Raw genomic sequence first — 22,014 nt, forward strand, 5'->3', positions numbered from 1 at the left:
GAGGCTTCGCCTTTTTTCATCCGACCCGGGGCCAGCCTCCATGGATAGAGTATTCATCACCGGCGCCAGCAGCGGCCTGGGCCGCGCCCTGGCGCAACGCTACGCCGCCGGCGGCGCCACGCTCGGCCTGCTGGGCCGGCGCGAGGACGCGCTGCGCGAACTGGCCGCCAGCCTGCCCGGCCAGCATCGTTGCTACGCCGTGGACGTGTGCGATCGGCAGGCGCTGCACGCGGCCGCTCAGGATTTCATCGCGTTCTGCCAGGGGCGGGTGGACGTGGTCATCGCCAGCGCCGGCATCAGCGCCGGCACGCTGACCGGGCAACACGAGGACTACGAGGTCTTCAAGGCCATCGTCGACACCAACCTGCTGGCGACCGTGGCGACCTTCGAACCGTTCGTAGAACCGATGCGCGCCGCCGGGTGCGGCCGTCTGGTCGGCATCGCCAGCGTCGCTGGCGTGCGCGGGTTGCCGGGCGCGGGCGCCTACAGCGCGTCCAAGTCGGCGGTAGTGACCTACTGCGAAAGCCTGCGGCTGGAATTGGCGGGCGACGGCATCCGCGTCGTCACCATCGCGCCGGGTTACATCAGGACCGCGATGACGGCCCACAATCCGTACAAGATGCCGTTCCTGATGGACGCCGACAAGTTCGCGCAGCGCGCCCATGCGGCCATCGGACGCGGCACGTCGTATACGGTGATCCCCTGGCAGATGGGCGTGGTGGCGAAACTGATGCGCCTGTTGCCCAATGCGGTCTACGACCGGCTGGCGCGCAACGCGCCGCGCAAACCGCGCAAGGCGGACACGGCTGGCTGAGAAAACAAGCCGGCCGTCATGGCACGACGTCGTCGCCGACCTCGGCGGCCACGTGGCTCACGTCGCCCCAGTCCAGCACTTGCCACTGGCGCCCGCGCACGCCCACGCGGTTGATGCTGACGTTCAGCAGCGCCGCGTCGCGCGGCGCGTTCAGCGGCACGCCGCTGGCATGGCGCCAGATGATGTCCAGCACGCCGCCATGGGTGAACATCAGTATGCGTTCGCCCTCGTGACGGCCGGCAATGTCGTCCACCGTCGAAATCACGCGCGACTGGAACTGGCCCAGCGTTTCGCCGCCGTCCAGCGCGCGCAGCGGATCGCGGCTGCGCCAGGCGGACGCCGCTTCCGGCGCCAGCACGTCGATGCGCTCCAGGTCGAGCCCTTCCAGCACGCCGAAACCGCGTTCGCGGATGCCGGGCTCGACCCGCACGCGCAGGTCGAGTTGTTCCGATACCGGCGCGGCGGTGGCGTGGGCGCGTTGCAGGTCGCTGCTGTAGATCGCGTCGATCGGCGTGCTGCGGGCCTCTTCGCGCAGGCGCGAGGCCAGCAGGCCGGCCTGGTTGCGGCCGAACTCGTTCAGCGGGATGTCTTGCCAGCCCTGCAGGCGGCGCTGGCGGTTCCAGTCGGTTTCGCCGTGGCGGATGAACCAGATTTCAGTCATTACGGTGTCGATACGGTGGGGAAGGGCGCGCAACGGTACGGCTAGAGCGGGTCGGGCGCGACCGGCGCGCGCGGCTTCCAGATGGCTTGAATCACTGAGCTTAACGCGACCAGCGCGGGCTCGCTAGCGCGTTCGTACGGCAGGATGAAGCCCAGCACCGCATCGGCGCGCGCCTGGCCCCAGACCATGAAGTCGCCCGAAGCGGCCCCGGCCAGCGCGGTCTCTTCGCGCAACAGCGCGCAGCCGGCGCCGGCCCGCACCAGCGCCTCCAGGTTGGCCTGGTCGTCATTTTGCATGGCGACGCGCGGCGAAAGCCCATGGCGCTCGAACATGTCGCGCAGCAACAGGTGGGTATGGCTGCCGGCCGGGCCGTCCAGCCATGGCAGTTGCGCCACCTCGCGCCAGCCGCCGCGCTTGAGCACGGCGGCATGCTCGGTCGGCAGCGCGATGCGATAGCGCACGCTGCGCAGCGGCAGCCACAGCACGCCGCGCGGCGGATGCGCGGCGATGGTCAGCGCCGCTGGCAAGCGGCCGGTGCTGACCTGCTCGGCCAGCACGGCGGTGGGCAGGATCTGGGTTTTCAGTTCGATCAGCGGCAGCCGTTGCGTGATGGCCGCCGCCAGCTCGCCCAGCCGCAGGAAGTCCGGCTTTTCGCTGGGCAGCCCCAGTTCCACCACGCCTTGCAGGCTGCCCTGGAGCTGCTGCGCCTCGGACTTGAACTGCGCGCCCAGCACCAGCAGCGATTCGGCCGTGGGCAGCAGCATCTCGCCGGCCTTGGCCAGCGCCAGCCGTCCGCCGTTGCGGTCGAACAGCGCCACGCCCAGGCTCTGCTCCAGCGCCTTGATCTGGGCGGTAACGGCCGGCTGGGTCAGCGACAGCGCTTCGGCGGCCCGTGTCAGGTTGCCCAGGCGGGCGACGGTGACGAAGGCGCGGATCTGATAGATTTCCATGCCGCCTTTGTAGGAGAAGCCGGCTCAGGCGGCAAGCAGCCGCACCTGGGTCGGCTCCAGGCCGATCGACACCGGCGCCCCCACCGGGAACGGCGACAGCCCCGCCAGGTGCGACTGGTCGGCCGTCAGGCGCTGTTCGCCGATCTGCACCTGGTAGCGGGTGAACTCGCCCAGGAATTCGCTGCTCTCCACCACGCCCGGCAGCCACACATAGCGCGCGTCGCCCAGCCCGTCCGCCATCTCGATCTGCACCGTGTGCGGCCGGAAGCTCGCCGCCAGGCGCTGCGCCGCCGGCGCCTCGGCCGCCAGGGGCAGGTGCAGGTCGCCCACGCCTTCCACCGCCAGCACCACGCTGCCGCTGGTGCGCTCGCGCACCTCGCCCTCCAGCACGTTCATGGTGCCGACGAAGTTGGCCACGAAGCGGTTCACCGGGTAATCGAACAACGTGCTGGGCGCGCCGATCTGCTGCACCACGCCGTGGTCCAGCACCGCCATGCGGTCGGCGGTGGTCATGGCCTCTTCCTGATCATGGGTGACGAAGATGGTGGTGATGCCGAGTCGCCGTTGCAGGCTCAGCAGGTCCTGGCGCATCTGCACGCGCAGCTTCTTGTCCAGGTTCGACAGCGGTTCGTCCAGCAGCAGCACCTGCGGCTCGATCACAATGGTGCGCGCCAGCGCCACGCGCTGCTGCTGGCCGCCGGACAACTGGTTGGGACGGCGGCGCGCGTATTGCGACAATCCCACCAGCTCCAGCGCGGCCTCGACCTTGGCGCGGATCTGCTCGCGCGGCAGCTTGCGTTCGACCAGCCCGAACGCGACGTTGTCCCACACCGTCATGTGCGGCCACAGCGCGTAGTTCTGGAACACCATGCCGATGTTGCGGTTCCAGGGCGGGATGGCGCTGATGTCTTTGCCGTCCACCAGCAACTGGCCGGCGTCCTGGCGGTTGAAGCCCGCGATCAGGCGCAGCAGGGTGGACTTGCCCGAGCCGGACGGCCCCAGCAGGGCGAAGAATTCGCCCGGCTCGATGCTGATGTTGACGTCCTTGAGCACTTCGGTCTTGCCATACGACAGCCGGATATTGCGGCATTCAACGCTGACTTTCTTCATGTCGATTCCCCTTGATTCAGGCCGTCTCGTCGTGACGCGCCGGGCGCTGGCGCGCCTGGGCGCGTTCCACCAGCAGATGCGAGACATACGTGCCGATCGCGACCGCGGCCACCGCCAGCACCCCCAGCGCCGCGCCCGGGCCCCGGCCCGCCGCGCTCTGCATGTACAGATAGATGCCATAGCTCATCGGCGCCTGACTGTCCTTGGTGACCAGCATGATGGTGGCCGACAGATCCACCGCCGCCGTCACGAAGCTGGTGACGAAGCCGGCCAGCATGCCGCCGGCCATCAGCGGCACCACCACCCGCCGGATGGTGCGCAGGCGGGTCGCGCCCAGCGATTGCGCCGCTTCTTCCAGCGACACGTTGATCTGCTGCAACGCCGCCACGCACGAACGCAGCGCGTAGGGCAGCCGCCGCACCGAATACGCGATCATGATGATGATCCACGACGAGGTCAGCAGCGTGCCGGTGCCCGGGATCTCGACCCCGCGGAAGGTGCGCAGCAGGCCGATGGCCAGCACGATGCCGGGGATCGCCAGGGCCGCCGACGCCAGCAAGTCCAGCCACTGGCGCGCCGGCAGCCGGGTGCGCAGCATCAGGTAGGCGATGGCGGTGCCCAGGATCACGTCCACGCCCGCCGCCAGGCCGCAATAGAGCAGAGTGTTGGCGATCATGCCCTGCGACTCGCTGAACACCGCGCTGTAATGCGCCAGCGTGTAGCCGTCGGGCAGCGGCGCGAAGCTCCAGACGCTGGCCAGCGACAGCAGCAGCACGCCCATGTGCGGCGACAGCACCAGCAGCAGCACTAGGCTGATCCAGCCATAGGCCAGCACGCTTTCGGCCGGGCGCAGCTTGCGCTTCTGGATCGAGTTGCCGCCCTTTTGCAGCGTCGAATAGTCGCGGCCCTTGAGCACCCGCGCCGACAGCCACAGCGCCAGGATCGAGAAGGCGATCATGATGACGCTGATGACGTAGCCCAGCGGATCCTCCAGGCCCACCTGCGTGATGCGCAGATAGGCCTGCGGCGCCAGCATGTTGGTGGTGCCCAGCACCAGCGGCGTGCCCAGGTCGTCGAACACCTTCACGAACACCAGCGACGCGCCGGCCACATAGCCGGGCAGCGCCAACGGAAAGATCACGCGGCGGAACAGCCGCAAGCCGCGCGCGCCCAGGTTGAAAGCCGCTTCCTCCATCGCGCCATCGATGTTGCGCAGGGCCACCACCAGGTTCATCAGGATGAACGGAAAGTAATGCAGCGCCTCGACGAAGATGACGCCGTTCAACCCTTCCATGAACGGAATGGTGAAACCGAACCAGTCGTTCAGCAGCAGGTTGACGCTGCCCGAGCGGCCAAAGAGCAGCTGCATCGCCACCGCGCCCACGAACGGCGGCATGATCAGCGGCAGCACCCCCAGCGTCTGGATGATCAGCGCGCCACGGAAGTCGAAGCGCACCGTGAAGTACGCCAGCGGCACCGCGATCAGCGAGGCCAGCAGGGCCGACCAGCCCGCCACGTAGAGGCTGTTGAAAAATGCCTCCAGCATCAGCGGCTGGTTGAAAAACGCGCCGAAGTGGCCGAGGGTGAAGCCGCCATCGGCGTTGACGAAGGCGCTGTAGAACACCGTGCCCACCGGCACGGCCAGGAACAGCGCCAGGAAACCCAGCACCAGGAGCGCGGCCAGCACGGGGCCGGCGGGCAGGCGTGAATGGCCCGGAAGATTCATCGAAATTCCCGTAATGGTTCAAGACAGGCCGCCCGCTGCGGGGCGGCGGCCGGACGGGGCGAGCCCCCCGTCCGGCGCGAGCCGGGCCTACAGCGCCGCGGCTTCCCGTGCCAGCTTCACGGCCTGCTCATAGTTGCTCTTGGCCGTGCCGTTCCACTCGCCTTCCAGCTTGGTGATCTGCTGGTTGACCGTGGCGTCCTTCTTGTTGCCGCTGAAGATCTTCAGGAACTCGGGATCGGCGGCCTGCTTGCCGTCGACCAGCGGCGCCCAGGCCAGCTTGCGCGCCTGCGCCAGCAGTTCGGCCGGCTTGCCGCTCTTGGCCTTGTCGCCGAGCTTGGCCTCGGCGTCGTAGATCGCCTTGGTCGCCGCCTGCAATTCCTTCAGGCGGAACGTGACGGTCTGGTCGTACAGCGACTGCACCACGTAGTAACGCGTCTGCGACAGGTCGGCGTTGAACTGCACCTTGCTGCGGCGCGCGATCTCGGCCGGGTCGGGATAGCCCTGCGGCACCTTGCCGGCCAGCGCCGCATACGGCAGCACCGGCAGGCGCGAGATCTTCGGCTCCAGCAGCAGTTCCTGCCCCGCCTGGCTGAGGGTGAAGGCGATGAATTTCTTGCCTTCCTCGGCGTTCCTGGCGCCGTCGATCAAGGCGATGTTGGCCGGCACGATGGCGGTCTCGGAGGGATAGACGAATTCCACGGGGAACTTCGAGTACTTGCTCGACAGGCCGAAGAAGTCGATCACCGGCCCGGCGCCGAACTGGCCGTTGTTGACGCCGTCCGGCACGCCGAACGAGCGTTCGGTCACGGCGCTGCTGTTGCCCGACATGCGCAGCAGCGTGTTCCAGCCGTCGTCCCAGCCTTCGCCTTGAAGGATGGTCTCGACCGTCAGGTGCATGGTGCCCGAGCGCGACGGCGAGGTGATACCGACGTGGCCGAACCAGTGCGGCGCCAGCAGGTCCTTCCATTCGACCGGCGCGGGAATCTTGTGCGCCGCGATGTAGCGCGTGTTGTAGACGATGCCGTAGCCGGCCAGCGCCTGGCCCAGGTACATGCCGCCCGGGTCGTTGATGGGGTAGTTGCCGATCTTGTCCGGCACGTCCTTGTTGGCAACGTCCGACGACTTGGCCAGCAGCTTGTCGCGGCCCAGCACCTCGAAGGCGTCCGGCGCGCTGGCCCAGAACACCTCCGGGCGCTGCCCGGCCGGCGTTTCGCGCACATAGGCGATGCCGGACACGGTGTTCTTGTTGAGGATTTCCAGCGTGATGCCGGGGTTGGCCTTCTCGAACGCGGTCTTGTAGGCCTGGGTCAAATCCTTGGGGAACGACGTGATTACCGTGACGGTGCCCGCCAGGGCGGGTACGGCGCAGGCGGCCAGCAGCGCCCCTGCAAGGGCTGTGCGCATTGCATGCATGGGTTGTCTCCGTGGTTTTTCGATTTGTCCGGAGACCTTAGCGGCTACGCGCGCCGCCAGTCCAATCACAAATTTTGATGCGCGCCATCAGCCCGGCGGGCATTCGGGAGAACCCGTGCTAGCGGCGCCTAGGCCGTGGCCGAGACGCCGCCGTTCGCCTTGGTCATCGCCTTGATCTTTTCGTTCATCACCTGCTGGATCTGGTTCATGATCTGCAGCGCCTGCCCGTTCAACGCCTGCAATTGGGTTGCCTTCTGCTCCGCCGACGCATTGCTGTCGCGCACGCGTTCGATCTGCTCCATGACGCGCTTGAGCTGGCGCTGCAGTTCCTTGATCTGGCGGGTGTAGTGGTCGTCGTTTTCGGACGATTCGGTTTCCTCGGTCTGGCCGACTTTCATGGCGCCGGCGCTGGTGACGCGGATCTTGCCGTCGGGGGTGACGGTGACGCCCTTGTTGTCGTCCTTGGCATCCTTGTTGGCCTGGATCTTCTGCGCCCACAGGTCGGCCATGCTGCCGATGCGCGAGGTACCGCTGATGGAATCGATGGCCATGGACGTCTCCAGAGAAAAGGGTAACCGGGGGTTTCCACTAATACGGCATGCCGGCGGAGAACTTAAGTTGCCGCCCGTTCCTGGCCCCCTTTACACTGGCGCCCGCTCACACCAATCATTCCCGGGGATTCCATGTCCAATTCCTATTTTCCGCGCTGGCGCCTGGCGGACGACGCCCAGCCCGGCGTCATCATCGCGCCCGACGAACGGCTGTCCTGGCCCAAGAATGTGGCCATGGGGGCGCAACACGTGGTGGCGATGTTCGGCTCCACCGTGCTGGCGCCGCTGCTGATGGGCTTCGACCCCAACGTCGCCATCCTGATGTCGGGCATCGGTACCCTGATCTTCTTCCTGTTCGTGGGCGGCCGCGTACCCAGTTACCTGGGATCCAGCTTCGCTTTCATCGGCGGTGTCATCGCGGTCACCGGCTATGCCGGCGGCGGCGCCAACGCCAACATCGGCGTGGCGCTGGGCGCCATCATCGCCTGCGGCCTGGCCTACACCCTGATCGGCGTGCTGGTCTGGATCGCCAACGGCCGCGCGGGCGGCGGCGCCAACTGGATCGACACGCTGATGCCGCCGGTGGTGACGGGCGCCGTGGTCGCGGTGATCGGCCTGAACCTGGCGCCCATCGCCGCCAAGGGCGCCATGGGCGCCTCGGGCTTCGACAGCGCCATGGCCATCGTCACCATCCTGTGCGTGGGCGGCATCGCCGTCTACACCAAGGGCATGGTGCAGCGCCTGCTGATCCTGGTGGGCCTGATCCTGGCCTGCGTGGTGTACGCGATCTGCGCCAACGGCCTGGGCCTGGGCAAGCCGATGGACTTCGCGGCCGTGGCGGCCGCCGCCTGGTTCGGCCTGCCGCATTTCGCCGCGCCGGTGTTCAAGGCCGAGGCCATGGGCCTGATCGTGCCGGTGGCCATCATCCTGGTCGCCGAGAACCTGGGGCACGTCAAGGCGGTCAGCGCCATGACCGGCCAGGACCTGGACCGCTACCTGGGCCGCGCCTTCGTCGGCGATGGCGTGGCCACGATGGTGTCCGGGGCGGTCGGTGGCACCGGCGTCACCACCTATGCCGAGAACATCGGCGTGATGGCGGTGACCCGCATCTATTCGACGCTGGTGTTCGTGATCGCGGCGCTGATCGCCATTGTGCTGGGCTTCTCGCCCAAGTTCGGCGCCCTGATCCAGACCATTCCGGCGCCGGTGCTGGGCGGCATGTCGGTGGTGGTGTTCGGCCTGATCGCCATCGCCGGGGCCCGCATCTGGGTCGTCAACCAGGTCGATTTCAGCGACAACCGCAACCTGATCGTGGCCGCGGTCACGCTGGTGCTGGGCGCGGGCGACTTCACCGTCAAGCTGGGCAACTTCACGCTGGGCGGCATCGGCACCGCGACCTTCGGCGCCATCATCCTGTACGCGCTGCTGCGCCGCAGGAAGTAGGGCGGCTGCGCGCCGCCCGCGCCGGTTGCATGCTCGGCTCCGGCGTGGCCTGGCGGCCGCTCAGGAGCGCGACAAGCGCGATGCCGGGGGGTTGCCCGCCATCCGCACCGGCGCCGCCTCGATCACCTGGCCCGATTGGGTCTTGAACGCCGCGGTGGCTTCCGCCAGGCGTCGCGCCTGATCCGCCATCGCCGAGGCGGCGGCCGAGGCCTGTTCCACCAGCGCGGCGTTCTGCTGCGTCACCTCGTCCATCTGCGAGACCGCCAGGCTGACCTGGTCGATGCCGCCGGCCCGCGCCGCCTCGACCGCCGCGTTCAGGGCCAGGATATTGGTCTGGAAGGCGATGCCGTCGATCACCGAGACAATGTCGGCGATGCGCTGTGAACTGTCGGAAATGCCCTGCATCGTGGCCACCACCTGGCCAACCGCCCGCCCGCCGCGCTGCGCCACCTCCATGCTCACCGCGGCCAACTGGTTGGCCTGGGCCGCGTTCTCGGCGTTCTGCTTGACCGTGGCGGCCAGTTCCTCCATGGTCGAGGCGGTCTGTTCCAGCGCCGCGGCCTGTTCTTCGGTGCGGGTCGACAGGTTGGCGTTGCCGGCGGCGATCTCGGCCGCGCCCACGTTGATCTCCTCGACGCCCTGGCGCACCGTCGTCACCGTGCGGGTCAAGCCATCCTGCATGCGGCGCACCGCCGAGAACAGCAGGCCGATCTCGTTGTTGGCGCGGGCGTCCACCCGCTGGGTCAGATCGCCGGCGGCGATGCGATCGAAATGGCGGCCGGCATCCTGCAGCGGCAGCAGCACGCCGCGGCGGATGAAGACCCAGCACAGCGCCGCCAGCAGCACGGCCGCCGACAGCAGCACGATGGCCGACAGCCGCGCCGTGGCGTAGGTGTTCTGCGAGCGTTCCAGCACGCCGTCGCTGCGCTCCTGAACCCGCGCCAGGAACGCCTGCATGTCCTTGGCGAAGGCCGCATCGGCCTGGCGCGCCTGCGCCTGGCCCTGCTGGTAACGGGCGACCGAGCGCTCCCTGAGGGCCGCTTCCAGTTCGTCCAGCGCCGCCACATAGGCATTGAACCGGCCCTGCAGGCTCTGCGCCAATTCCTGGCCGCGCTCGCTCTTGGGCACGGCCATGTAGCGGGCAAAGCGCTCGCGGGCCTGGCGCAACTGACCCGCGCCAGCGGCTGCCGGGGCCGCGGCCTGATCATTGGCGCCCGCTTGCAGATCGCCGCTGCCGCCGCCCAGCGCCAGCCGCGCGCGCAGCAGGGCGGTGCTGGTTTCATAAAGCGGATCGACTTGATGCACGGCGACATTATTCAAGTCTTCGATTTCCCGGGCGCTGCTCTCGGCATTCATCCAGCTCAAACCGCAAGCCACTGCCAGCGTCATGACAAAACAGGCCAGCACCAGCATCATGCCCGTACGGACTTTGATCTTTTCCAGCATGGGATCTCCCGTTCTTGAACGCGCTCCACCGCGGTCACGGGCGCTCGCCCGCAGGCGCCGCGATAGAGGGACGAACGTCGAGCCCGGATGACTGCGATGCGTCCGCCCAACCTGCACACGCACAATCAATCGCTTCCCGCGGGGCCGTAACGGTGGCCCGCGTATCCCTTCGTCGAAAACAGGAAAATGCCGGCGAATACCGGCAGGTATTTAGTTGTTGTATTTAATTGTTATTAATCGCCCGGTTTTCCGGTTATACCTTTTTTATCGAATGTCTCTGGGCGTTTTTACATAAACCGCCGGGCGCGCGGGTTTATTCCTATCGGCCAGTATCTTTTACGCAACGCCGGAGCTGAAAACGCAAACGACGGGTTTTAGCGGGTTACAGCGGCGAAATGCGCCGAAAACGCCGGTTTCTCCAGTGGCTTGCAATTCCGGCGGACTTTGACCACAATATGAACTTGATTGCCCCGGTTCCGACCCGAGCCGGGGTTTTGTTTTGGTCGCAGCTTGCCGCATTCGCCTGGCGGGCCGGCCCGAGCGGGCGCAAGGGGATCCATCGGGTTCAGCTTTGCCCGTCCCTGGCCGTTCCGTTCCTGGCGATGCCCGTCATGTATCCGCTTCCGACGGCGCCCATGCGTCAGGTCCAAGACCTTCACACCGAGAACGCTCCGTCGGGGGCGTTTTCTACTTTTGTTTGGGAAACGACATGTCTGCCATTCCTTTGACCGTGCGCGGGGCCGAGCGCTTGCAAGAAGAGCTCCAGCGGCTGAAAACCGTGGAACGTCCCGCCGTCATCAACGCTATCGCCGAAGCGCGCGCGCAGGGCGATCTGTCGGAGAATGCCGAGTACGATGCGGCTCGCGAGCGCCAGGGTTTCATCGAGGGCCGGATCGCCGAGCTTGAGGGCACGCTTTCCAATGCCCACCTGATCGATCCGACCTCGCTCGAGGCCGAAGGTCGTGCCGTGTTCGGCGCCACCGTCGACATCGAAGACCTGGACTCGGGTGATCGCGTGACGTACCAGATCGTCGGCGACGTCGAAGCCGACATCAAGTCGAACCTGATCTCCGTGTCGAGCCCGGTGGCCCGCGCGCTGATCGGCAAGAGCGAAGGCGATGTGGTCGAGGTCAAGGCCCCGGCCGGCGTTCGCGAGTATGAAGTCCTGAGCGTGCGTTACATCTGACGCAGGCTCTGAGCAGTAAAATCAGCAAAACACCATAGCCCGTACCGGCCATCCGGCAGGGCAATATTGCGGAACGCTATGGTGGACCGGGCGCGTAAAGCGCCCGTTTTTGTGCCCGGCGGGACTACCTTTTGGGCGACGACTTGCGGCTGGTGCCGCTGCGTGCCCCGGCCCGCAGGCTCAGCGCGCTGCCGGCGCGGCGCGGGATGCCGTGGCTGCCGGTGGCGGTTTTCTTGTTGCTGGGGCGCATCGGCTTGCCGTTCTTGTTGAGCTGGTCCTGCGGCACGAAGCGCGTCTTCGGCTTGGGCTCTTCGGTTTCGGAACGGCGCGGGCGCTTGGCCAGGGTCTTGCCTTCGGCGGCCAGCTTCTTGGGCGTATGCGGCTCGGAGGCGCGGCGCTTGGCGGGGCGTTCCGGTTCAAGGGCGGCCAGCACCGGCGGCTTGATGTTGCCGGCCAGCGGGCGGAACAGGATCAGGGTCTTGCCCAGGTGGTGCACCGGGGCGCAGGACAGGGTCTCGCAGATGGTCGACAGCATGGCCTCGCGGGCCTCGCGATCGTCGCCGCCGGCCCGGACCTTGATCAGGCCGTGGGAAGTGAGTGCCAGGTCGATTTCCTTGAGCACGGCTTCGGTCAGGCCGTTGTCGCCGATCAGGACGACGGGGCGCAGAGGGTGAGCGGCGGACCGAAGGTCGCTGCGCTCACGAGAGGTAAGTTCTAATATAGGCATGCGTGGAATTGTACGGTAATGGCCAAGAATAAATTCTCCAAAGACTGGATTCACCAGCACATCAACGATCCCTATGTGAAGATGGCGCAACAGAAGGGCTACCGGGCCCGCGCCGCCTTCAAACTGATCGAGATTCTCGACACCGAGAAACTGCTGCGGCGCGGCGACCTGGTCGTCGATCTGGGGTCGGCCCCCGGCAGTTGGTCGCAGGTGGCGCGCGAGCGCCTGGCGGGCCCGGGCGGGGTGGTGGACGGGCGCATCATCGCGCTCGACATGCTGCCCATGGAACCGATCGCCGGCGTCGAATTCATCCAGGGCGACTTCCGCGAGGATGACATTTTGAAACAGTTGGAAGACATGGTCGGATCGCGCGCGGTGGACCTTGTAATCTCCGACATGGCCCCCAACTTGTCAGGCGTGGGTATCGCCGACGCCGCGCGCATCCAGCACGTGTGCGAACTGGCGATGGAATTTTCCCTCGCCCACCTCAAGCCCAACGGGGCGCTGATCGTCAAGGCATTCCACGGAACCGGCTTTTCGCAGATCGTGGAGTCCTACAAACAGCACTTCAAGCGGGTGGTCGAGCGCAAGCCGAAAGCCTCGCGGGACAAGTCCTCCGAAACCTTTCTGGTCGCGCGCGATCTTAAATAAACCCGCGCCGGGGCCCAGGCCCTGGTGTCACAAGAACCCACCGGCCCGAGCGCGGCCGGCCTGCCGAGACCCAGACCAGCAAAATCACGAATCAGACGTAACTTAGCGGCCCGCCCCTTCCCAGGACGCAACCCCGTCCGACAGGGTAGAATGGGCTATTGACATACTTGTGACTGTGCCATATGCGGGTGCGCGGTCGCCGGTCGGAATCGAAAGCAGGAGATCGACCTTGAATAATTCATTTTCGAAAGTCGCCGTCTGGATGGTGATAGCCCTGGTGCTATTCACGGTCTTCAAGCAGTTCGACGGACGCGCGCAAACCCAGGACGGCGTGACCTACACGCAGTTCATGGACGACGCCAAGGCGGGACGTATCCGCAAGGTGGACGTGCAAGGTGGCCCGGGCGGCGACGTGCTCTACGTCACGCCGGACGCGGGCCGCGCCTACACTTTGACCTCGCCGGGCGACCTCTGGATGGTTTCCGACCTGCTCAAGTACGGCGTGCAGGTGTCGGGCAAGCCGCGCGAAGAGCAGTCGCTGCTGATGAGCATCTTCGTGTCCTGGTTCCCCATGCTGCTGCTGATCGGCGTATGGGTGTTCTTCATGCGCCAGATGCAGGGCGGCGGCCGGGGCGGCGCGTTCAGCTTCGGCAAGTCGCGCGCCCGCATGCTCGACGAGAACACCAACCAGATCACCTTCGCCGATGTGGCCGGTTGCGATGAAGCCAAGGAAGACGTCCAGGAACTGGTCGATTTCCTGCGCGACCCGAGCAAGTTCCAGAAGCTGGGCGGCCGTATTCCGCGCGGCGTGCTGATGGTCGGTTCGCCCGGCACCGGCAAGACGCTGCTGGCCAAGGCCATCGCCGGCGAAGCCAAGGTGCCGTTCTTCAGCATCTCCGGTTCGGACTTCGTTGAAATGTTCGTCGGCGTGGGCGCGGCCCGCGTGCGCGACATGTTCGAGAACGCCAAGAAGCATGCGCCCTGCATCATCTTCATCGACGAAATCGACGCGGTCGGCCGCCAGCGTGGCGCCGGCCTGGGCGGCGGCAACGACGAGCGCGAGCAGACGCTGAACCAGATGCTGGTGGAAATGGACGGCTTCGAGTCGGGCCAGGGCGTCATCGTGATCGCCGCCACCAACCGTCCCGACGTGCTGGATCCGGCGCTGCTGCGTCCGGGCCGCTTCGACCGTCAGGTCGTGGTGCCGCTGCCCGACATCCGCGGCCGCGAGCAGATTCTGAAGGTTCACATGCGCAAGGTGCCGTTGTCGCCCAACGTCGACGCCACCATCCTGGCGCGCGGCACCCCGGGTTTCTCGGGCGCCGACCTGGCCAACCTGGTCAACGAGGCGGCGCTGTTCGCCGCGCGCCGCAATGGCCGCACGGTCGACATGTCGGACTTCGAAAAGGCCAAGGACAAGATCATCATGGGCGCCGAGCGCCGCTCGATCGTCATGCCCGAAGAGGAACGCAAGAACACCGCGTACCACGAGTCCGGCCATGCCATCGTGGCCCGCATGCTGCCCAAGACCGACCCGGTCCACAAGGTCACCATCATTCCGCGCGGCCGCGCGCTGGGCGTGACGATGCAATTGCCCGAAAGCGATCGCTACAGCATGGACAAGAGCCGCCTGCTGTCGACCATCGCCGTGCTGTTCGGTGGCCGCATCGCCGAAGAGCTCTTCATGAACCAGATGACCACCGGCGCCTCGAACGACTTCGAACGCGCCACCGCCATCGCCCGCGACATCGTCACGCGCTACGGCATGACCGACGAGCTGGGCCCGATGGTCTACGCCGAGAACGAAGGCGAGGTCTTCCTGGGCCGCAGCGTGACCAAGACCACGCACATGTCCGAAGCCACCATGCAGAAGGTGGATTCCGAGATCCGCCGCATCATCGACGAGCAGTACGGCGTTGCGCGCAAGATCCTGGAAGACAACCGCGACAAGGTCGAAGCCATGACTGCCGCGCTGCTCGAATGGGAAACCATCGACGCCGACCAGATCGACGACATCATCCAGGGCCGCCCGCCGCGTCCGCCGAAGACGCCGCAAGGCCCGTCGGACACGCCGGACACGCCGCCGACCGGCTTGGCCGCCGGTGGCAATACGGCAGCCGCGGTCTGAGGTCTTTCGTCCTGATTTATGGCGAATAACTTCCTTTGCGGGCGCTTCGAGTTCGACCTCGAGCGCCCGCTTGTCATGGGTATCGTCAATGTCACGCCGGACTCGTTTTCCGACGGCGGCCAGCACGACGATACTGATTCGGCGGTGGCGCATGCGCGCCAATTGATCCAGGAAGGCGCCCATATCCTGGATCTGGGTGGCGAGTCCACACGTCCCGGGGCCGAGCCAGTGTCGGTCGCCGATGAACTCGACCGGCTGCTGCCGGTGATCGAGGCGCTGCGCGATTGCGGCGTGCCCCTGTCCATCGACACCTTCAAACCCGAGGTCATGCGCGCGGTGCTCGACGCCGGCGCCGACATGATCAACGACATCTACGGCTTCCGGCAGCCCGGCGCCATCGAGGCGGTGGCGCAGTCGCGCTGCGGATTGTGCGTGATGCACATGAAGGGCGAGCCGCGCACCATGCAGGCGACGCCGCCCGAATATTCCGACCTGATCGGTGAAATCGGACTCTTCCTGGGATCGCGGGCGCAAAAGTTACGCGCGGCCTGGGTCGATCCCCGACGCATCGTGCTGGATCCCGGTTTTGGATTTGGCAAGACCACCGACCAGAATTTCCAATTGCTGCGCCGGCTGTCCAGCCTGCGCAGCGGCGGTTATCCATTGCTGATCGGCCTGTCGCGCAAGAACATGATCGGCCAGGCCACCGGCCGGCCCGTCGGCGACCGGCTGCCCGGCAGCATTGCCGCCGCGCTTGCCTGCGTGGCCCGTGGCGCTTCCATCGTGCGGGTGCACGATGTGGCGGCCACGGTCGACGCGCTCAAGGTCTGGCAGGCGGCCGAACAAGGAGCAATCAATTCATGACTCAACGCAAGTATTTTGGTACCGACGGTGTGCGCGGCGAAGTCGGCGGCCCGGTGATCAACGCTGAATTCGCCCTGCGCCTGGGGTACGCCGCCGGCCGCGTGCTAGCCCGCGAACATGCGGTGCGCGGCGGCAGCCGCCCGCAGGTCGTGATTGGCAAGGACACGCGCATCTCCGGTTACATGCTGGAATCGGCGCTCGAAGCCGGCCTTTCGGCCGCGGGCATCGATGTGCTGCTGGCCGGCCCGATTCCCACGCCCGCCGTGGCTTACCTGACGCGCGCGTTGCGTCTGGTCGCTGGCATCGTGATCAGTGCGTCGCACAATCCGTACCAGGACAACGGCATCAAGTTCTTTTCGGCCCAGGGCATGAAGCTGCCCGACGAGATCGAGGCGGCCATCGAGGCCGCGCTGGACGAGCCGCTGGGCTGCGTCAGTTCCGAAGGACTGGGTCGCGCCCGGCGCATGTCGGACTCGCAGGGCCGCTACATCGAATTCTGCAAGAGCACCTTCCCCAACGATCTGGACCTGAACGGCATGACGATCGTGGTGGACGCTGCCCACGGCGCCGCCTACAACATCGCGCCGCACGTGTTCCGCGAACTGGGCGCCGAAGTGCATGCCATCGGCGTGCACCCGGACGGTTTCAACATCAACAAGGGCGTGGGCGCGTTGCATCCGGAACTGCTGGCCAAGGAAGTGAAGGCCCGCGGCGCCCAGCTTGGCATCGCCCTGGATGGCGACGCCGACCGCCTGCAGGTGGTGGACGGCGACGGCCGTATCTATAACGGCGACGAACTGCTTTACGCCATCCTGCGCGAGCGCATGCAGCGCGGCAAGGTCGAGGGCGTGGTCGGCACGCTGATGACCAACTTCGGTTTCGAACGCGAGCTGCAGCGCCTGGGCGTGGGTTTCGAACGCGCCAAGGTGGGCGACCGCTACGTGCTCGAGCTGATGCAGGAGCGGGGCTGGCTGTACGGCGGCGAAAGTTCCGGCCACCTGCTGTGCCTGGACTGCCACTCGACCGGCGACGGTATCGTGGCGGCGCTGCAGGTGCTGACGGCGCTGCGCCGCAACCAGACCTCGATGGCCGAATGGGTCAAGGATCTGCGCATGTATCCGCAGAAGATGATCAACGTGCCGTTGGCGGCGGGCCTGGATTGGCAGACCCATCCCGGCTTGACCGCGGCACGCAAGGCCGTGGAAGCCGAACTCGGGGGCCGCGGCCGCGTCCTGATCCGCGCTTCCGGCACCGAACCCAAATTGCGCTTGATGGTCGAGGCCGAGGACGAAACCCTGGCCGTCACCTGCGCCGAGAAGCTGGCGGCCAGCCTGGAATAACTCCCCTTTTTTGCCCTGATCGGACATGGCCATTCATTGTTTTGCGATGAATGGCCATTGTTTGTGAACATTGCGTATTATTTTGTAAAGTTTTGTCGAGCTTTGCGGGATTTTGACTCCATCGCTCCGAACTAAACTTCATAGTCACGTAACATATTGGTCAAGTCTTTGACATACAGGGCGTCCAAACTGACCGGACTCTCTAGGAGCTTCGCGCAATGCTGGAACTAGCACGCATCAATCCAAGCCGTAACGCCGCCGAACCGTGGACCGGTCCCGCCTCCAGGGTCCTGGTGGTCGGCTTGGCGCGCACGGCCGAGGAAATTGAACAGATCCAGCGCTTGCGCTACCACGTCTTCACGGAAGACATGGGCGCGGTGTTCCCGGACGCGCAGGACGGGATCGAGCATGACCGTTTCGATCCCTTCTGCGAGCATTTGATGGTGCGCGAGCTCGACACCGGCCGCGTCGTGGGTACCTACCGCATCCTCACGCCCGAGAAGGCGCGCGAGGCCGGCGGCTACTACTCGCAATCCGAATTCGACCTGTCCGGTCTGGGCAGCATTCGCGACGAACTGGTGGAGGTGGGGCGCTCGTGCACCCACGCCGACTACCGCAATGGCGCGGTCATCATGCTGTTGTGGTCGGGCCTGGCGGAATACCTGCGCCGCGGCGGCTACCAATACGTGCTGGGATGCGCCAGCGTCAGCCTGCGTGACGATGGCGTCACGGCGGCCGAAGTGTGGCGCACCGTGTCCAAGCAGATGCCCAAGGACGGTGAGCCGCGGGTCACGCCGTTGCATCGCTACCCGGTGGAAAAGCTCAACAGCACGCTGCCGGCGCGCGTGCCGCCGCTGATCAAGGGCTACCTGAAGCTGGGCGCCACGGTGTGCGGCGAGCCGGCCTGGGATCCTGATTTCAATGCGGCCGATTTCCCGGTGCTGCTGAAGATGGACGGCATGGACGAGCGCTACCGCCGCCATTTCGGCCTGGACCAACCGATCGTCAACGGTCAGCGCTGATCATGCGCCGCCTGTTCCGCCGTATGAGGATCAAACTGATACGGCGGGCCACGCGGCCTTTCCGTCTGGAGCTCAAGCAGCTCGACCGCCAGACCGATCTTTCGCCGTTCTAGCGTTCGCCGTTGCATGGCGCAAGGCCCCGGAATTCCGGGGCCTTGTCGTTTTCAGTACTCCAGCAGCTCGAACGAGAAGCCGACCTTCGACCATTCCGCCTCTTCCGCGCGCAGTGTGAAATCGCTGAGCGGGTGTTGCGCCAGCCAGTCGCGGTTCACGCGCACCACGATCGAATCGTTGCGCATGGACGCGGTCAGGGGCAGGGGCTCGATCTCGCCGCGGCGGCGGAACAGCAGCACCGCCAGGCGCAGGCTGAGGATGGCCATCCACTGAGCCCGGCTGCGCACCAGCGGTTCCAGCTTGCTCAGCTTGCCCTGGTGCCCCAGCGCCAACAGCGCCAGCAGTTGCTGGTCGGCGCGCGAGAACCCCGGCATGTCGGCGTTTTCGAGCACGTAGGCGGTGTGCTTGTGATAGGCGTTGTGGGCGATCGACAGGCCGACTTCGTGCAAGTCCGCGGCCCAGCCCAGCGCGGCGCGCAAATCGGCGCGTTCGGGACCTTCGGGCATCATCGCGTCGAACAGGCTGAGCGCGGCATGGTGCACGCGGCGCGCCTGGTTGACGTCGACGTGATAGCGCTTCATGAACTGGCGCACCGATTCGTCGCGCTTGTCGTGCTCGTCGTCGCGGCCCAGCAGGTCGTACAGCACGCCCAGGCGCAGGGCGCCGTCGCCGGTGTGCATGACGTCGATGCCGAGTTCGTCGAACAGCGCGCTCATGATGGCCAGCCCGCCGGGCAGCACGTCGGCGCGCTCGACCTTGATGCCGGGCAGTTCCGACGGAATCACGCGGCCGGCGCGCACGATGCGATCCTTCAGCTTGCTCAGGCCGGTGCGGGTGATGCCGCGGTCGGACATGCCGCCTTCGGTGAGGATGGCGAACAGCGCCTTGGCCGTGCCGGAAGAGCCGTAGGCTTCCTTCCAGCCCGCCTTGCGGTATTGCTTGGCGATGACTTCGATCTCGCGCCGCGCGGCCAGCTCGGCCTGCTTCATCTGGTGGGCATCGACGATGCCGTCCGAGAAGAACTGGCGGCTGTAGCTGACGCAGCCCATGTAGAGCGAGGACATCAGGCCGGGCTCATGGCCCTTGCCGATGATGACTTCGGTGGAGCCGCCGCCGATGTCGATCACCAGGCGCTTGTTGGGGGAGGGGGGCAGGGTGTGGACCACGCCCGAGAAGATCAGGCGGGCCTCTTCGCGGCCGGCGATGACTTCGATCGGAAACCCCAGAGCGGCTTCGGCGCGGGGCAGGAAGTCGCGGGTGTTGCGCGCGACCCGGAAGGTGTTGGTGGCCACCGCGCGCACGCGGTTGGGGTGGAAACTGCGCAGGCGATCGCCGAAACGCTCCAGGACGGCGATGGCGCGCTCGATGGCGTCGTCGCCCAGGCGTTTTTCGGCGTCCAGCCCGGCGGCGAGCCGGACGGTTTCCTTGAGGCGGTCGATCTGGTAGATCTGGGGCGTACCGTCCTGCTGAACGATGCGTCCGATGGAGAGGCGGAAGCTGTTGGACCCGAGGTCCACGGCGGCCAGAAGTTGATCCATGCGGCTCGTAATATTGGCTGTGAGGTGGCCTGATTATAGAGACCCCATGTGACAGCGCCGGCCCCATCGGGTTTTCGCTTATGGAACAGGGAGTTGGCGCGGGCGGCACATGCTCCATGCGTCCCGGTTTTGTCGTACGCTACGCATTTGATGCAGTGTCATAGAACCGTCACTCTTTTGAAGTAAAACTCCACGCTTTCCCCTCGTATGGAATCCGGTATGACCACACGCCCGCCCGCCGAGCCTCTGCTCCTGAATCGCGAGTTGTCGCTGCTCAAATTCAACGAACGCGTGCTGGCGATGGCGGAAAACCCGAGCACACCCCTGCTCGAACGGCTGCGTTATGTGTGCATCGTCAGCTCCAACCTGGATGAATTCTTCGAGATCCGGATCTCCAGCCTGAAAGAGCAGCAGCGCCAGTCGCCCAACCTGGTGGGGCCGGACGGCATGACGCCGGACCAGGCGTTCGAGAATGTGCAGCAGGCGGTGCACGAACTGGTGGGACGCCAGTACGCCCTGCTGAACGACGCCATTCTGCCAGCCTTGCAGGCCGAGGGCATTGCGCTACACCATGCGTCGGAATGGAATGCCGAGCAGCAGGAGTGGGCGCGCGAGGTCTTCAGTCGCGACGTCATGCCGCTGCTGACCCCGATCGGGCTGGATCCGGCGCATCCGTTCCCGCGGGTCTACAACAAGAGCCTGAACTTCATTGTGTCGCTGTCGGGCGCCGATGCCTTCGGCCGCCAGGCCTCGATCGCCGTGGTGCAGGCGCCGCGCGCGCTGCCGCGCCTGATCAAGATGCCGCCGGAGCTGTCGGGCCATCCGGAAGGCTACATCCTGCTGACGTCGTTGCTGCGCGCCTTCGTCGGCGAGCTGTTCCCGGGCCTGGAGATGCTTGGCTGCTACCAGTGGCGGGTGACGCGCAACAGTGACCTGTTCGTCGACGAGGAAGAGGTCACCAACCTGCGCCACGCCCTGCAGGGCGAGTTGTCGCAGCGCAACTTCGGTGCCGCGGTGCGCCTGGAGATCGACAAGCTGACGCCGGTCGAGCTGGAAACCTTCCTGCAGCGCGAGTTCTCGCTCAAGCCCGAAGACACCTACCGGGTGCCGGGGCCGGTGAACCTGTCGCGCCTGATGCAGTTGTGCAACTCGCCCAATCGGCCCGACTTGCTGTTCCCGGATTACCGTGCGCCGCTGCCGGCGCCGTTCGACCGCGTGGGCGACAAGCCGGCCGAGCTGTTCGAGGCCGTGGCCGAGCGGGACCGCCTGCTGCACCATCCGTATCAATCGTTCCAGCCCGTCATCGATTTCCTGACTGCCGCCGCGCTGGATCCGGACGTGATGGCCATCAAGCAGACCATCTACCGCACCGGCGAGGATTCCGAGCTGATGAAGATCCTGATGGCCGCGGCGCGCGCCGGCAAAGAAGTGACGGTGGTGGTGGAGTTGATGGCGCGTTTCGACGAGCAGACCAACATCAACTGGGCTTCCAAGCTGGAGGAAGTGGGCGCGCACGTGGTCTACGGCGTGGTGGCGCACAAGACGCACGCCAAGATGGCGGTGGTGCTGCGGCGCGAAAAAGGCCGCCTGCGCCGCTACGCGCACCTGGGCACCGGCAACTACCATCCACGCACTGCGCGGCTGTACACCGATTTCGGCCTGCTCACCGCCGACCCCAAGCTGTGCGAGGACATGGACAAGGTGTTCGCGCAACTGACCGGCCTGGGCGCGCGGCGCGCGCTCAAGTCGTTGATGCAGTCGCCGTTCACCATGCATGATGGCATGGTGGCGCTGATCCGCGCCGAGGCCCGCGCCGCCAAGGCGGGCAAGCGCGCGCGTATCATGGCCAAGATGAACTCGCTGCTGGAAGAGCAGATCATCGAGGAGCTTTACAAGGCCAGCCAGGCCGGCGTGAAGATCGACCTGATCGTGCGCGGCGTCTGCGCGCTGCGGGCCGGCGTGCCGGGGCTGTCGGAAAACATCCGGGTGCGCTCCATCGTCGGCCGCTTCCTGGAGCACTCGCGCGTGTTCTATTTCTACGCCGAGGGCGCGGAGACGGTGTACCTGTCCTCGGCCGACTGGATGGATCGCAATTTCTTCCGCCGCGTCGAAATCGCCTTCCCGATCTACGACAAGGCGCTCAAGAAACGCGTCATCGACGAGGCCTTCACCTTCGCCCTGCGCGACAACCAACTGGCCTGGCAGCAACAGGCCGACGGCGACTACGCCCGTGTGCGCAGCCGCCGCGAGCCTTTCAATCTGCACCAATACCTGATGCAGAAGCTGGGCGCGTAACACCCGGGCGGGCACCGCCGCGCCGCGCCGTCCCT

The 22,014-nt window shown here is 66.2% G+C and carries 18 protein-coding genes; 9 read left to right on the forward strand and 9 right to left on the reverse strand.

Annotated features, from left to right (window positions below; genetic code table 11):
- The first annotated feature begins 40 nt into the window (after window positions 1-40).
- Window positions 41-814, forward strand: a complete 774-nt coding sequence (locus ACN6O8_RS23425; protein ID WP_427993372.1) for an SDR family oxidoreductase — start codon at window positions 41-43, stop codon at window positions 812-814.
- Between the two features lie 16 nt (window positions 815-830).
- Here the strand turns inward: ACN6O8_RS23425 and ACN6O8_RS23430 are convergent, their stop codons facing one another.
- From ACN6O8_RS23430 to ACN6O8_RS23455, 6 genes are all read right to left on the reverse strand, one after another.
- Window positions 831-1,475, reverse strand: a complete 645-nt coding sequence (locus ACN6O8_RS23430) for a histidine phosphatase family protein (RefSeq protein ID WP_427993373.1) — start codon at window positions 1,473-1,475, stop codon at window positions 831-833.
- A 41-nt stretch (window positions 1,476-1,516) separates the two neighbouring features.
- Window positions 1,517-2,425, reverse strand: a complete 909-nt coding sequence (locus ACN6O8_RS23435; RefSeq protein WP_427993374.1) for a LysR family transcriptional regulator — start codon at window positions 2,423-2,425, stop codon at window positions 1,517-1,519.
- Window positions 2,426-2,449: 24 nt separating this feature from the next.
- Window positions 2,450-3,535, reverse strand: a complete 1,086-nt coding sequence (locus tag ACN6O8_RS23440) for an ABC transporter ATP-binding protein (protein WP_061073683.1) — start codon at window positions 3,533-3,535, stop codon at window positions 2,450-2,452.
- A 16-nt stretch (window positions 3,536-3,551) separates the two neighbouring features.
- Window positions 3,552-5,261 carry an ABC transporter permease gene (locus tag ACN6O8_RS23445; RefSeq protein ID WP_427993375.1) on the reverse strand — a complete coding sequence of 570 codons (1,710 nt, stop codon included), beginning with the start codon at window positions 5,259-5,261 and terminating at the stop codon, window positions 3,552-3,554.
- Window positions 5,262-5,348: 87 nt separating this feature from the next.
- Window positions 5,349-6,674 (reverse strand): ABC transporter substrate-binding protein, encoded by a 1,326-nt coding sequence (locus ACN6O8_RS23450; protein WP_427993376.1) that lies wholly within the window; start codon window positions 6,672-6,674, stop codon window positions 5,349-5,351.
- A gap of 128 nt (window positions 6,675-6,802) precedes the next feature.
- Window positions 6,803-7,225, reverse strand: a complete 423-nt coding sequence (locus ACN6O8_RS23455) for a FlxA-like family protein (RefSeq protein ID WP_427993377.1) — start codon at window positions 7,223-7,225, stop codon at window positions 6,803-6,805.
- 132 nt (window positions 7,226-7,357) lie between these two features.
- On the opposite strand from ACN6O8_RS23455, the gene ACN6O8_RS23460 reads away from it, so the two are divergent.
- The gene (locus ACN6O8_RS23460) at window positions 7,358-8,668 is read left to right on the forward strand and encodes a solute carrier family 23 protein (protein WP_427993378.1); all 1,311 of its coding nucleotides are present in this window, start codon (window positions 7,358-7,360) and stop codon (window positions 8,666-8,668) included.
- Window positions 8,669-8,728: 60 nt separating this feature from the next.
- Here ACN6O8_RS23460 and ACN6O8_RS23465 read toward each other — a convergent pair whose 3' ends face one another.
- Complete coding sequence (locus ACN6O8_RS23465; protein WP_427993379.1) at window positions 8,729-10,114, reverse strand: methyl-accepting chemotaxis protein; 1,386 nt, start codon at window positions 10,112-10,114, stop codon at window positions 8,729-8,731.
- A 709-nt stretch (window positions 10,115-10,823) separates the two neighbouring features.
- On the opposite strand from ACN6O8_RS23465, the gene greA reads away from it, so the two are divergent.
- Window positions 10,824-11,300, forward strand: coding sequence for a transcription elongation factor GreA (gene greA, locus ACN6O8_RS23470; RefSeq protein WP_006385475.1), 477 nt, complete (start codon window positions 10,824-10,826; stop codon window positions 11,298-11,300).
- A 124-nt stretch (window positions 11,301-11,424) separates the two neighbouring features.
- Here greA and ACN6O8_RS23475 read toward each other — a convergent pair whose 3' ends face one another.
- On the reverse strand, window positions 11,425-12,027 hold the full coding sequence (locus ACN6O8_RS23475; RefSeq protein ID WP_427993380.1) for a YhbY family RNA-binding protein: 603 nt from the start codon (window positions 12,025-12,027) through the stop codon (window positions 11,425-11,427).
- A gap of 18 nt (window positions 12,028-12,045) precedes the next feature.
- On the opposite strand from ACN6O8_RS23475, the gene ACN6O8_RS23480 reads away from it, so the two are divergent.
- The 5 genes from ACN6O8_RS23480 to ACN6O8_RS23500 all read left to right on the forward strand — a co-directional run bounded on the left by ACN6O8_RS23480 (window position 12,046) and on the right by ACN6O8_RS23500 (window position 18,032).
- Window positions 12,046-12,678, forward strand: coding sequence for an RlmE family RNA methyltransferase (locus ACN6O8_RS23480; RefSeq protein WP_427993381.1), 633 nt, complete (start codon window positions 12,046-12,048; stop codon window positions 12,676-12,678).
- A 229-nt stretch (window positions 12,679-12,907) separates the two neighbouring features.
- Window positions 12,908-14,806, forward strand: a complete 1,899-nt coding sequence (gene ftsH, locus ACN6O8_RS23485; protein WP_427993382.1) for an ATP-dependent zinc metalloprotease FtsH — start codon at window positions 12,908-12,910, stop codon at window positions 14,804-14,806.
- An 18-nt stretch (window positions 14,807-14,824) separates the two neighbouring features.
- On the forward strand, window positions 14,825-15,670 hold the full coding sequence (gene folP, locus ACN6O8_RS23490; protein WP_427993383.1) for a dihydropteroate synthase: 846 nt from the start codon (window positions 14,825-14,827) through the stop codon (window positions 15,668-15,670).
- Window positions 15,667-17,010 (forward strand): phosphoglucosamine mutase, encoded by a 1,344-nt coding sequence (glmM, locus tag ACN6O8_RS23495; RefSeq protein ID WP_427993384.1) that lies wholly within the window; start codon window positions 15,667-15,669, stop codon window positions 17,008-17,010. The genes folP and glmM overlap by 4 nt, the downstream gene beginning before the upstream one ends.
- 218 nt (window positions 17,011-17,228) lie before the next feature.
- Complete coding sequence (locus tag ACN6O8_RS23500; protein WP_427993385.1) at window positions 17,229-18,032, forward strand: GNAT family N-acetyltransferase; 804 nt, start codon at window positions 17,229-17,231, stop codon at window positions 18,030-18,032.
- A gap of 164 nt (window positions 18,033-18,196) precedes the next feature.
- Here the strand turns inward: ACN6O8_RS23500 and ppx are convergent, their stop codons facing one another.
- Window positions 18,197-19,684 carry an exopolyphosphatase gene (ppx, locus tag ACN6O8_RS23505; RefSeq protein WP_427993386.1) on the reverse strand — a complete coding sequence of 496 codons (1,488 nt, stop codon included), beginning with the start codon at window positions 19,682-19,684 and terminating at the stop codon, window positions 18,197-18,199.
- A gap of 219 nt (window positions 19,685-19,903) precedes the next feature.
- Here ppx and ppk1 point away from each other — a divergent pair, with 219 nt between their 5' ends.
- On the forward strand, window positions 19,904-21,979 hold the full coding sequence (ppk1, locus tag ACN6O8_RS23510) for a polyphosphate kinase 1 (RefSeq protein WP_427993387.1): 2,076 nt from the start codon (window positions 19,904-19,906) through the stop codon (window positions 21,977-21,979).
- The last annotated feature ends 35 nt before the right edge of the window (window positions 21,980-22,014 follow it).

The sequence above is a fragment of the Achromobacter sp. genome (assembly GCF_050285565.1).
In the GTDB taxonomy this organism is placed as follows: domain Bacteria; phylum Pseudomonadota; class Gammaproteobacteria; order Burkholderiales; family Burkholderiaceae_B; genus Achromobacter.

What these genes read in the sequence shown, in the direction of transcription:
- glmM (WP_427993384.1), top strand. Translation starts at nt 15,667, where the DNA reads ATGACTCAACGCAAGTATTTTGGTACCGACGGTGTGCGCGGCGAAGTC.
- ACN6O8_RS23480 (WP_427993381.1), top strand. Translation starts at nt 12,046, where the DNA reads ATGGCCAAGAATAAATTCTCCAAAGACTGGATTCACCAGCACATCAAC.
- ACN6O8_RS23425 (WP_427993372.1), top strand. Translation starts at nt 41, where the DNA reads ATGGATAGAGTATTCATCACCGGCGCCAGCAGCGGCCTGGGCCGCGCC.
- ACN6O8_RS23500 (WP_427993385.1), top strand. Translation starts at nt 17,229, where the DNA reads ATGCTGGAACTAGCACGCATCAATCCAAGCCGTAACGCCGCCGAACCG.
- ppk1 (WP_427993387.1), top strand. Translation starts at nt 19,904, where the DNA reads ATGACCACACGCCCGCCCGCCGAGCCTCTGCTCCTGAATCGCGAGTTG.
- ACN6O8_RS23435 (WP_427993374.1), bottom strand. Translation starts at nt 2,425, where the DNA reads ATGGAAATCTATCAGATCCGCGCCTTCGTCACCGTCGCCCGCCTGGGC.
- greA (WP_006385475.1), top strand. Translation starts at nt 10,824, where the DNA reads ATGTCTGCCATTCCTTTGACCGTGCGCGGGGCCGAGCGCTTGCAAGAA.
- ACN6O8_RS23440 (WP_061073683.1), bottom strand. Translation starts at nt 3,535, where the DNA reads ATGAAGAAAGTCAGCGTTGAATGCCGCAATATCCGGCTGTCGTATGGC.
- ACN6O8_RS23450 (WP_427993376.1), bottom strand. Translation starts at nt 6,674, where the DNA reads ATGCATGCAATGCGCACAGCCCTTGCAGGGGCGCTGCTGGCCGCCTGC.
- folP (WP_427993383.1), top strand. Translation starts at nt 14,825, where the DNA reads ATGGCGAATAACTTCCTTTGCGGGCGCTTCGAGTTCGACCTCGAGCGC.
- ACN6O8_RS23430 (WP_427993373.1), bottom strand. Translation starts at nt 1,475, where the DNA reads ATGACTGAAATCTGGTTCATCCGCCACGGCGAAACCGACTGGAACCGC.
- ACN6O8_RS23475 (WP_427993380.1), bottom strand. Translation starts at nt 12,027, where the DNA reads ATGCCTATATTAGAACTTACCTCTCGTGAGCGCAGCGACCTTCGGTCC.
- ppx (WP_427993386.1), bottom strand. Translation starts at nt 19,684, where the DNA reads ATGGATCAACTTCTGGCCGCCGTGGACCTCGGGTCCAACAGCTTCCGC.
- ACN6O8_RS23455 (WP_427993377.1), bottom strand. Translation starts at nt 7,225, where the DNA reads ATGGCCATCGATTCCATCAGCGGTACCTCGCGCATCGGCAGCATGGCC.
- ACN6O8_RS23445 (WP_427993375.1), bottom strand. Translation starts at nt 5,261, where the DNA reads ATGAATCTTCCGGGCCATTCACGCCTGCCCGCCGGCCCCGTGCTGGCC.
- ACN6O8_RS23460 (WP_427993378.1), top strand. Translation starts at nt 7,358, where the DNA reads ATGTCCAATTCCTATTTTCCGCGCTGGCGCCTGGCGGACGACGCCCAG.
- ACN6O8_RS23465 (WP_427993379.1), bottom strand. Translation starts at nt 10,114, where the DNA reads ATGCTGGAAAAGATCAAAGTCCGTACGGGCATGATGCTGGTGCTGGCC.